Here is a 9,981-nt window from a genome sequence, read left to right on the forward strand (position 1 = left end):
CTGTCATTGGTGAAAGTATGCTCGCGCAATTGTTTGTCCAATATTTTCACCAAGTCGGGTTTTACATTTTTCTCGGCCCAAACCAAAAATCGAGCAGTTACGCGGTATGCATTATCATAGTTTTGGGTAGCTTTAAATGCAGGCAAAGCCCATTTGGCGCCGGCATTATCAACACCAAATTTAAAGCGGGCATAATCGGCAATCCCTTCGGTTAACCAACCCGGGCCATCGCTGTTACCATAGGCCTGTACAATGTGCATTACCTCGTGCGTAACCACATCAATATCACCGGGATGTTTGGTCATGTATTTTGCGCTGAATACTACGGTATCATTCCCGGTAGCAGCCACACCATCATAAGCAGTATCGATAACAAACGTTACTTTTTTAGATGTTTCTTTGTTATACTCCTTTGCCAGTTTAGGGTACACCTCAAAAAAGGTCTTGATCAGCCTGTCTTTCAAATTAGTGCTGAACGCAGCATCCTTATTGATAAAAGTTACCTGGTAGCCCTTTTGTTTAAAAACTTCCTGAGCCTGGGCAAGTGAGCCGGAAATTAAGAATAGTGATAAAATGAATATTTTTTTCATGAATAGTTATGGTTTTGCGATTGATAGTAGTTAAAACCGTTCAAATATAGATAAAACGTTTTATCATTAAAAACACAATCCTTTGTAATATTATTAATAGTTGAACCTATAACATGGTCAAAATAAACGCCTGTTGCTCTTCAAACAACAGGCGTTAGTTTTAATTAAACAATATTATCAAAAAAGAACTATGAAGCGCCTGAACTGTTGAGAGATACTACCCCATCTATACTATCTTATTTTGATAGTTTATAAGTTCAAAGCTAAATAAATAAAACGTTTTACCAAATCGTTTTGAAAACTTTTGTTTACCAATACTAAACCCTATATCAAGCTGAGGCTTTGGCTAAAGTTGATCCCCGTTCAATCAATTTTGATGGGATCTGGAGATCAATTTTTGAGGCGTCAAGCTTGTGGGTGTTGATCTGCGCCATTAAAATATCTATTGCCGATTTTGCTATATCATAGGTAGGCTGCTGTATGGTGGTAATGCCCGGCGGGTACAAACTAAATACCTCATTATCGTCAAAACTGATCACCGCAAGGTCCTCTGGAATCCGGAGCTTAAGATCTTTAATAGCCTGTAAACCCATAGTTCCCAGATAGTTGGTGGTAAAAAACACAGCATCCATCTGTTTTTGCTTGTCAATAAACGCTTTAACGGCCTCAACTCCTTCGTTTTTATCCATATCGAACGGGATCTTTAAAACCATCTTGCTACTATCCTTCAGCTTATTATCCTTTAAAGCCGCCTTATAACCCAGGCTTCGGTCATTAAGCTGGATCAGCCCCAGGTCGGCGGTTACCATCCCGATATTTTTATATCCTGATCTTACAAAACAATCAACCGCGTTATAAGCACTTGCAAAATTATCAACCAGTACGTGCGGAATGTTTGTCCCTGGAAAGTATCCATCAATAAGTACTACAGGCTTTTCATTATCAACAAGGCTCTGAATATCCTTCTCCAAACCCTTCATTGGCGTAATAATATAACCGTCAACCAATTGTTGGGTTAACATCCTGATCATATCCTTGCCCTTTTGAAGGTTATTGTTGGTACTGCAATATATAATACGATAACCGCTTTTTTCGGCTTCCTCTTCTATCACCTTGGCCATCTCCCCAAAAAATGGTCCGCCAATACTCTCCACTATCAGCCCGATAACTTTTGAAACACCGGTACGCAGACCAACCGCCATACGGTTAGGCTCATACCCGTTTTTCTGGGCTACATCTAATATTTTTTTGCTGATCTCTTTGCTAATGCGGCCTTTGCCATTTAAAACAAATGAAACAGTAGTAATTGACGTATCGGTAAGTTTGGCTATATCCTTAATGGATATCTTTTTTTTCATCATCGTTTATTAAAATTCAAGGTTAAGGTTTAGTTCGTTCACCGTTTTAAATATCTCGTCAATTTATTCCCGATCCGTAATTATTAAAAAAAACGGGCTCTTCTATCAAAAATTTAATTTTTTATTACTTTCCGGTTAAAAATAGCAACTTTATTTATCTAACTGCCAATATTTTAACCTTACGATATAAACGCTTTAAACCGGCCGGGTAAATATAGCTTATGCCTTCCATTTTTGACCGGTTTAACAACAATTTGTTACAAAACTGTAAAAACAGGTGTTAATTTTCGGCCATGATGTAAAAAAATAAAAAATTACTAATGAATTTAATAAAAGCTTTTACCAACTCAATTACTAACTAATTAATGCTAAATTTAGATTTTGTGTTTTCCCTGATTAATTGATATTTTAAAACTACATGAGCATAACGCCAAAACTTAACCGTTTTGATCTCTCAATGATTGTTGTGAGCCTTGTGATAGGCATGGGCATTTTCGCGGCACCAGCTGAAGTGGCAAAAAACTCAAGCACGCCTCTTTTATATTTCGGGGCCTGGCTGCTTGGGGGGGCAGTAAGCCTGTGCGGAGCATTAACCTTTGCCGAAATCGGGGCCCGCTACCCCACTACCGGTGGCTTTTACAAGGTTTTTTCATATTGCTTTCACCCTGCTTTTGCCTTTATGATCAATTGGGTGCTGGTAATAAGCAATGCTGCTTCGGTTGCTGCTGTAGCACTCATAGGGGCAGAATATATTAATCCTGTTATCATGCCCCAAAGTCTGCAAAACGATACGGGTATTAAGATCATGACCATAACGTCTGTACTTATTTTATATATAATCAACTACCTGGGCATTAAAATGAGCGCCCGCACCCAAAATGTGCTTACCCTTTTTAAAATAGGTATGATCCTGATTTTGTGCACCGCGGTGTTCAAAGGCAATATACATACCGCCAAAGAAGTTATAGCCTACCATACTAATAACAATATAAGTGCGTTCGGAATAAGCCTGGTGGCAGTATTTTTTACTTATGGCGGCTATCAGCAAACTATAAATTTTGGAGGCGATATTATAAACCCTAAAATAAATATCCCCAAGGCTATATTTTTTGGGATAGCCACTGTGATATCATTATACATGCTTATCAATTTTGCTTATTATTCGATTTTGGGTATTAGCGGACTTCAGCACAAAACAACGCTCGCGGCAACGCTTGCAGGCGTTTTGTTTGGCGCGGCGGGTTATAAAATAGTATCCCTGCTCATGTTTGTTTCGGTACTGGCTTTTGTCAATGTAAATATCATGGCCAATCCCCGTGTTTACTATGCTATGGCCGAAGACGGTATATTACCCGCCCGTTTTAAACGGGTAAACAGCCAAACCCAGGTGCAGGAATTTGGACTTAGCTTTTTTGTTGGGGCAGTGCTGGTTATTTTATTTGTTGCAAACTCGTTTCAAACTATATTAAGCTATGTAATGTTCTTTGATACTATTGGCCTTTCAACCGCCGCTATTACGATCTTCATTTTACGGCGCAAAACTAAACAGCTTAATAACACCGGCATCTATATTATGAAGTGGTACCCTGTTATCCCTGTCATATTTATTACCACTTACTGGTTTGTTACCATCAGCATTTTTATTGAAAATCCGCAGGCTGCTTTAATATGCATCAGTGCATTTATTGCAGGCCTTATAATTTACTATATCACAAAACGAAGCCAAAAACCTATTACGAAACTTTAACTATGGATTTGTCATTTATTTTAAATGAACTTGGGGAGGAAAGGGAAAATTACTTTAATGCCGTTTCGCCGCCAATTATGCAATCAAGCAACTTCAGTTTTAATGATGTTGCGGGGCTTCGGGAAGCCATGAGTGATGAATTTGAAAGCAGCCTGTACTCAAGGGGGCAAAACCCGACACTCAATATACTCAGAAAAAAACTTGCCGCGTTAGACGGGGCCGAAGATGCCCTTTTGTTCAGCAGCGGAATCAGTGCCATAAGCGTACCTATTTTATCGCTGTTAAAATCGGGCGATCATATTATAGCTGTAGATAACCTGTACAGCTGGACAATTAAACTATTCAAAGACTTTTTACCCAAATTTGGCATCACCACCACATTTATTGACGGAACAGTTTTTGAAAATTTCGAACAAGCTGCAACTCCGCAAACCCGTTTAATTTACCTCGAAAGTCCTAATACCTTTTGCTACGAGCTACAGGACATCAGGAAAGTAACCGCTTTTGCCAAATCAAACGGCATCATAACCATGATTGATAACAGTTACTGCAGCCCGCTTTACCAGCAGCCAATTGCCATGGGGGTTGACCTGGTAGCGCAATCAGCCACAAAATACATCGGTGGTCATTCGGATGTGGTAGCCGGCGTGCTTACCGGCAGCAAGGCCTTGCTTAAAAAGCTTTTTGAACATGAGTTCATGAACACCGGCCCAGCGCTATCTCCCCATTCGGCGTGGCTACTTCTGCGGGGATTAAGAACGTTACCCCTCCGCCTGCATCGCAGTTTTGAAAGCACCCGGATCGTTACAGAATGGCTTGCCACCCATCCGGCTGTAGAGGATGTGATCTGGCCTTTTAGTCCACAGTTTAAGCAGGCCGAATTAGTTAACCGGCAAATGCAGGGCTGCGGAGGACTGTTTAGCCTTACCTTAAAAAACAGTTCATTTAGCAAGATTGAAAAGTTTTGCAACAGCCTGCAGCATATCCTCCTGGCTGTTTCATGGGGAGGGCATGAAAGTCTTGCTGTTCCAGCCATCGCCTCATTTAGTGAGGATGAATACTCGGCTGATAACGACCATCACCAATTGATCAGGATGTACATTGGCCTGGAAGATCCGCATTATTTAATAGCAGATATTAAACAGGCTTTAGAAAAGTAAACAATCCCGGCCTCGCGCCGGGATTTACTGTTTAGTTAGGAAATCAATAGTTAATTTATTTATAAGGATGCGTGTTGAGTGCCTTTTGCATGCTGATGCTCAAAATACAGGTATTTGATCTGGTATTCCCTGTTAATACTGTCATAAGCCATCAGGTCGGCATCACCATGAAAATAATTCCGAATGCTGTACCTGAAATCGTTTTGCTTCGGAAAGCTCCTGTACACATTAGCTATGGTTAAGTTTAAAACAGGGGTGGCAGTACCAGTGCTGTAAAAGTAATTCTCAACCCGGGCATATCCTTTGCCTTGAGGGATTAACTGTACATGACAGTAAAGCGTGAACCCCGCTGTATCAAGCACCTCATATGCCTCATCTTGATAAAACCTGTAATCTTTACCTCCATCACGATAGCCAAAAATTTCGCTTTTTGATAACCTGATCTTTTTTCCTCCGGAGGTAAGGATGATGTGGTTACCGCCTAAAAAATCATTGAGTTTTAGTTTCGTACCGGCTTCAGGTACATAGCTCAGTTTACCTGCTTTGTAATCCTGTCCAGTTAAAAAAATTCCTGCTTTTACATTTTCATTTTGTGCCATAAGGCGGTTTGCCTGTATACCGATCAGCATGATGATGATCATTTTAATTGAATTTTTCATTTTGTTTACTATTTATTTGAAAATTAAGGGCATAAAAAAGCCGGGCGGCAAAACCCGGCCTCCAACCTTTACTAAACCTACCCTTACAATCCAAACGGGATAAGTTATCGCGGTTTTAAAGTACGTTTATATAATCTGCCTGTTGCTTAAAAGCGAACCAGCAGGGCAGCTATAAATCTTGTTTCTGAGTTTACCAGATCAGGGGAAAAGTTGGTACCATCCAATGGTGTAGTATTGTAACCATCGGGCGAGGTAACACCTCCGTGGCCGGCAAAATATGGCACGTTAGCGTGACGGTGAACAACTTCCATTCTGAAAGTCAGGTAATCGTTAGGCATCAGATCGACAGTGGTTGAATAATCATAGGCTTTAAATTTATCGCCGGGGTTAGCCGAAAACGGATGCGTACCTACTGCACCTGTACCTACCGCTGGGATCGGGTTTGCGTCGCCGGTTGGGTAAAGTACCAGGTAACGGCCGGGGTTATTCATTACACCTCCGCCAAAAGTCCAGCCTAAGTGACCTTTAGCCATTACCATACGGTGGTAAAACATGGCACTTGCAAAGTATTGGGCAGGGCCTTTAACCGGATCTGATGTAAAGCCGTTAACGCCATCACCTTTTTCATCGCCAAGGTCACCTGTTATGGAGAAAGCTGCGCTGTTTACGAAGCTGTTTTTATTAGTGTTTTTGTAATAACGTACCTCCACACTGTTATCGGTATGAAAACGTTTACGTCCCGGTTTATCCTGAGTATCGGCACCGTAATAGTTATTGGTTAATACCTGTAACCACTCTTTAGGACGCCAAAGGATCTGACCACCAATACCCGGCCTGCTGTTAAACATACCGTATGATTGCCAGCCGTTGATCAGCCAAGGCTCAATTTTCAGTTTGTCTGATACGAAGATCTGTACACGTACACCATTAAAGAACCATGGCGTATTATCACTGGTGAACGATGGCTGGTAAGCCCAGTTCTCAGCATTGTAATATGAGAATAAACCTACGTACGACATGAAGATACCAGCATCAACGTTAATACCATTCAATACATTGAAGTGGTAACCTGCATTGGCCTCACTCAGGTAACGGTAAGCCGTAGTAAGGTCAAACTGCCCGCGGGTAACACTAAAGTCGTTGCGGGGCACTACGGTAGACCGGGTGCCGAACTGTGTCAATAAGCTGGCTCGCACGTTATCGTAATGAAAATCGCCGCCGAAAGCTACTGTTGATATTTCAAACTCATGATCCCGTGCCAGGGCAGTTGAACCAACCACAGTATGGTCTATCGGGTTATTGTTTGATGCGGTGTAGTTAAAATCAAGCAGGAAACGACCGGTGAAATATTTGGTATCAAGCAAAGCTTTATGACGGCGGTCGTTACCGTTAAGCCAGGTAAAATCGCCAAAAGCAAATGGCTCAGGTTTGGTTTTTACGGTGTCTTTAACAATGGTGCTGTCTATTAAAGATGCAGCATTTGCCTGGGCATAGGCTAAAAGTAGTGTAAGGCCTAAAGCAATAAATAAGAGAAGTTTTTTCATTTTGAATATGAGATTATTTGTTCGCGGCCGGGACGGTTTGCAGTGTTTAGTTTAATTGTCCCGGCCTGCGTTAATTATGGCACGCCTGCCAATTGCTATACCAAAGCGGTTGCAATATTTTTCGCTGATTTGATTATCAGCAGTTTATGAGTTTTTATTTTATTTTTCGATGACCGATATATGAATGATCCTTTTCATTTTGAGATGGTGGTTTTCTCATGCTGAGCAGATAAGAGTTCTGAGTCTCTGAAGAGGCATATCAACGTAGTGGGGCCTGTCACCCTGAGCTTGTCGAAGGGTCGCGCGCAGAGGCCCTACCCGCTATGCTTCGATAAACTCAGCATGACACCCATTTTTAATTATGTCATGGGTGACTTGTCGAATGGTCGCACGCAGAGGCCTGCCCACCATGCTTCGACAGGCTTAGCATGACATCATCTTTTTAATTATCTTTCATGATCAGTTCATAATAATGTGGTACTCTTCAATTTTGCGGTACAGGGTAGCCAGGCCAATTCCAAGCACCCTCGCAGCTTCGGATTTATTTCCTTTAACATACTTCAGGATCCTGCGGATATGATGGCGCTCCACACTATCCAGGTCAAGCGCTACCAGGTCATAATACCCGCCGTTATGAAATTCATTGGGCAATAGTTTAGGGGTAAGCACAGGTTCATCCATCAGAATAATAACCCGCTCAATTACATTTTTAAGCTCGCGGATATTACCGTTCCACTTGTGTTGGTTAAGCAGTTTAAAAAAGTTCTCATCCACATCAGGCTGCTTTTTCTTCACCTTGGCCGAATACAGCTTGATAAAATGTCGGGCCAACACTTCAATATCTCCTATCCTATCGCGCAGGGGGGGCAGCACAATAGAGAACCCGGACAAGCGGTAAAACAGATCAAGCCTGAAATGCCCTTCTTCCGATTCCTTTTGCAGATCACGGTTGGTGGCTGCAATGAGGCGTACATTTACTTTGATAGTCTTAGTCTCTCCTATTTTTATAAAAGTTCCGTTTTCGAGTACCCTCAACAGCTTAGCCTGTAGGTCGTGGCTCATTTCGCCGAGCTCATCTAAAAAAATAGTACCACCGCTGGCTTCCTCAAACAAACCCTTCTTATCCTTAAGTGCTCCTGTAAATGCCCCGGCCTTGTAGCCGAACAATTCACTCTCTAAGAGTTCCTTGCTAAACGCGCTGCAGTTAACGGCTACAAAGGGCTTGTCTTTACGCAGGCTTTCATAATGGATGGCTTCGGCAAATACCTCTTTGCCTGTTCCTGTTTCGCCTAAAAGCAAAACTGTGGCATCGGTTCGTGCTACTTTTTTTGCCAGTTCAACCGCTTCCAATATCGCGGGCGATTGCCCGAGCACTATCGGGAAGCCGTGTTGGGTTTCAACCTGGTTTTGCAATTCATTGATATGGTATTGCAGGTTGGCTTTATCAAGTGCTTTGCTCACCAGCGGAATGATCTTATCGTTGTCATCTCCTTTGGTCAAATAATCAAAAGCCCCATTCTTGATAGCCAGCACCCCATCACTGATGGTACCGAAAGCCGTTAGGTTGATGATCTCGATATAGGGCTTTATTTGCTTGATGCGCTGCACCAGTTCAACCCCGTTAGCATCGGGCAGCTTTACATCGCTTAATACTACCCTTACATCCTCGCGCTCAATGAAACGTAAACCGGCTTTGGCATTGGGTGCCTGGATCACATTATAGCCTTCCAGCACTAATATGCGGGCCATCAGCTCGCTGAGTTTAACCTCGTCATCAATTATTAATATGCTTGATTTCATTTTTGTATTTGTTTGGATTATTGATGAGCATCAGCGGCAGCGTTTCAAGCAGCCGTACATATAAGTTGATGCCCTTCTTGATCTCTTCGAGGTAGATAAATTCATCGGCCGAATGTGAACGGGCGGAATCGCCGGGGCCAATCTTCACCGAAGGGATAGATAACCAGGCCTGATCTGATGTAGTAGGTGAAATATAGGTTTTGCAGCCAACGGCTATCCCTGTTTTAACTATTGGATGTTCGGGAGATACCGATGAAGCCCCCAACGAGCCGGGACGCGGGTTTACCTGGCACGATACATTCCGTTTAATAATATCAACTATCTCATTTTGCGAAAAGGTATCGTCATGCCTGATATCAACAGTAAACTCGCACCTGCCTGGTACAATATTGTGCTGAGAGCCGGCTTTGATGGTAGTAACCGTCATTTTCACCGGCGCTAATCCCTTCATTTGCTGCGGAAACTGGTACAAACTAAACCACTCCAAATCGCGCAGGCATTTGTGAATAGCATTATCGCCTTCTTCACGCGCAGCGTGACCAGGGCGACCATTACTTATACAATCAATAACAAGGTTACCCTTTTCGGCAATGGCCATTTGCAATAAAGTGGGTTCGCCAACTATGGCCAGTTCACACTTGCCCAGCAGCGGCAGGATTGATTTAATACCGTTTTCACCTGAGTTTTCTTCTTCGGCCGTAATGGCGAGGCAAAGGTTAAAACCAAGTCCCTGGTAGCAGTAAAAATGCAGGAAAGCAGCAATAAGCGATACTACACACCCACCGGCATCATTACTACCAAGCCCATAAAGTTTCCCCTCGCTTATTTCCGGGCAAAACGGATCTTTTGTGTACCCCTCGTTTGGCACAACCGTATCCATATGAGAGTTAAGCAGTATTGTCGGTTTAGTTTCATCGTAGTATTTATTATAGCACCAGATATTATTTCCCTGCCGTTTTACCTTAACCGAATAACCCTGCAAATGCTGATGTATCGTATCGGCAACCCCACTTTCATTACCACTAAACGATGAGGTTTTGATCATATGCTGCAACAGCACAACAGATTCGCTGAAGAAATGCGGGTTTAAAGGCATAGTGTGCCCAACTAAGGAAGTAACGGG

The 9,981-nt window shown here is 42.5% G+C and carries 8 protein-coding genes; 2 read left to right on the forward strand and 6 right to left on the reverse strand.

Annotated elements, in window-relative coordinates:
- Together VF500_RS28915 and VF500_RS28920 are read right to left on the reverse strand one after the other, a co-directional pair.
- Window positions 1-590: basic secretory protein-like protein (locus tag VF500_RS28915; protein ID WP_330862980.1), on the reverse strand; the 590-nt coding region annotated here is incomplete at its 3' end.
- 329 nt (window positions 591-919) lie between these two features.
- Entirely contained in the window at window positions 920-1,948 is a 1,029-nt protein-coding gene (locus VF500_RS28920; RefSeq protein ID WP_330862981.1) for a LacI family DNA-binding transcriptional regulator, read from the reverse strand.
- A 418-nt stretch (window positions 1,949-2,366) separates the two neighbouring features.
- Between VF500_RS28920 and VF500_RS28925 the strand changes: the two genes are divergently transcribed.
- On the forward strand, window positions 2,367-3,695 hold the full coding sequence (locus VF500_RS28925) for an APC family permease (RefSeq protein ID WP_330862982.1): 1,329 nt from the start codon (window positions 2,367-2,369) through the stop codon (window positions 3,693-3,695).
- Window positions 3,696-3,697: 2 nt separating this feature from the next.
- On the forward strand, window positions 3,698-4,855 hold the full coding sequence (locus VF500_RS28930) for a PLP-dependent aspartate aminotransferase family protein (RefSeq protein ID WP_330862983.1): 1,158 nt from the start codon (window positions 3,698-3,700) through the stop codon (window positions 4,853-4,855).
- A gap of 59 nt (window positions 4,856-4,914) precedes the next feature.
- On the opposite strand, the gene VF500_RS28935 is transcribed toward VF500_RS28930, so the two are convergent.
- From VF500_RS28935 to VF500_RS28950, 4 genes are all read right to left on the reverse strand, one after another.
- Window positions 4,915-5,514: a hypothetical protein gene (locus tag VF500_RS28935; protein WP_330862984.1), complete on the reverse strand. Its 600-nt coding sequence runs from the start codon at window positions 5,512-5,514 to the stop codon at window positions 4,915-4,917.
- Between the two features lie 146 nt (window positions 5,515-5,660).
- Window positions 5,661-7,058: an outer membrane beta-barrel protein gene (locus VF500_RS28940; RefSeq protein ID WP_330862985.1), complete on the reverse strand. Its 1,398-nt coding sequence runs from the start codon at window positions 7,056-7,058 to the stop codon at window positions 5,661-5,663.
- Window positions 7,059-7,517: 459 nt separating this feature from the next.
- The gene (locus VF500_RS28945) at window positions 7,518-8,858 is read right to left on the reverse strand and encodes a sigma-54-dependent transcriptional regulator (RefSeq protein ID WP_121227795.1); all 1,341 of its coding nucleotides are present in this window, start codon (window positions 8,856-8,858) and stop codon (window positions 7,518-7,520) included.
- On the reverse strand, window positions 8,833-9,954 hold the full coding sequence (locus tag VF500_RS28950; RefSeq protein ID WP_330862986.1) for a M20/M25/M40 family metallo-hydrolase: 1,122 nt from the start codon (window positions 9,952-9,954) through the stop codon (window positions 8,833-8,835). The genes VF500_RS28945 and VF500_RS28950 overlap by 26 nt, the downstream gene beginning before the upstream one ends.
- Window positions 9,955-9,981 lie beyond the last annotated feature (27 nt).

This window comes from Mucilaginibacter sp. (genome assembly GCF_036383575.1).
Taxonomy (GTDB): Bacteria; Bacteroidota; Bacteroidia; order Sphingobacteriales; family Sphingobacteriaceae; genus Mucilaginibacter.

Excerpts from the sequence above, each read along its gene's own strand:
- VF500_RS28925 (WP_330862982.1), top strand. The coding sequence starts at position 2,367 with ATGAGCATAACGCCAAAACTTAACCGTTTTGATCTCTCAATGATTGTT.
- VF500_RS28940 (WP_330862985.1), bottom strand. The coding sequence starts at position 7,058 with ATGAAAAAACTTCTCTTATTTATTGCTTTAGGCCTTACACTACTTTTA.
- VF500_RS28935 (WP_330862984.1), bottom strand. The coding sequence starts at position 5,514 with ATGAAAAATTCAATTAAAATGATCATCATCATGCTGATCGGTATACAG.
- VF500_RS28950 (WP_330862986.1), bottom strand. The coding sequence starts at position 9,954 with ATGCCTTTAAACCCGCATTTCTTCAGCGAATCTGTTGTGCTGTTGCAG.
- VF500_RS28920 (WP_330862981.1), bottom strand. The coding sequence starts at position 1,948 with ATGAAAAAAAAGATATCCATTAAGGATATAGCCAAACTTACCGATACG.
- VF500_RS28930 (WP_330862983.1), top strand. The coding sequence starts at position 3,698 with ATGGATTTGTCATTTATTTTAAATGAACTTGGGGAGGAAAGGGAAAAT.
- VF500_RS28945 (WP_121227795.1), bottom strand. The coding sequence starts at position 8,858 with ATGAAATCAAGCATATTAATAATTGATGACGAGGTTAAACTCAGCGAG.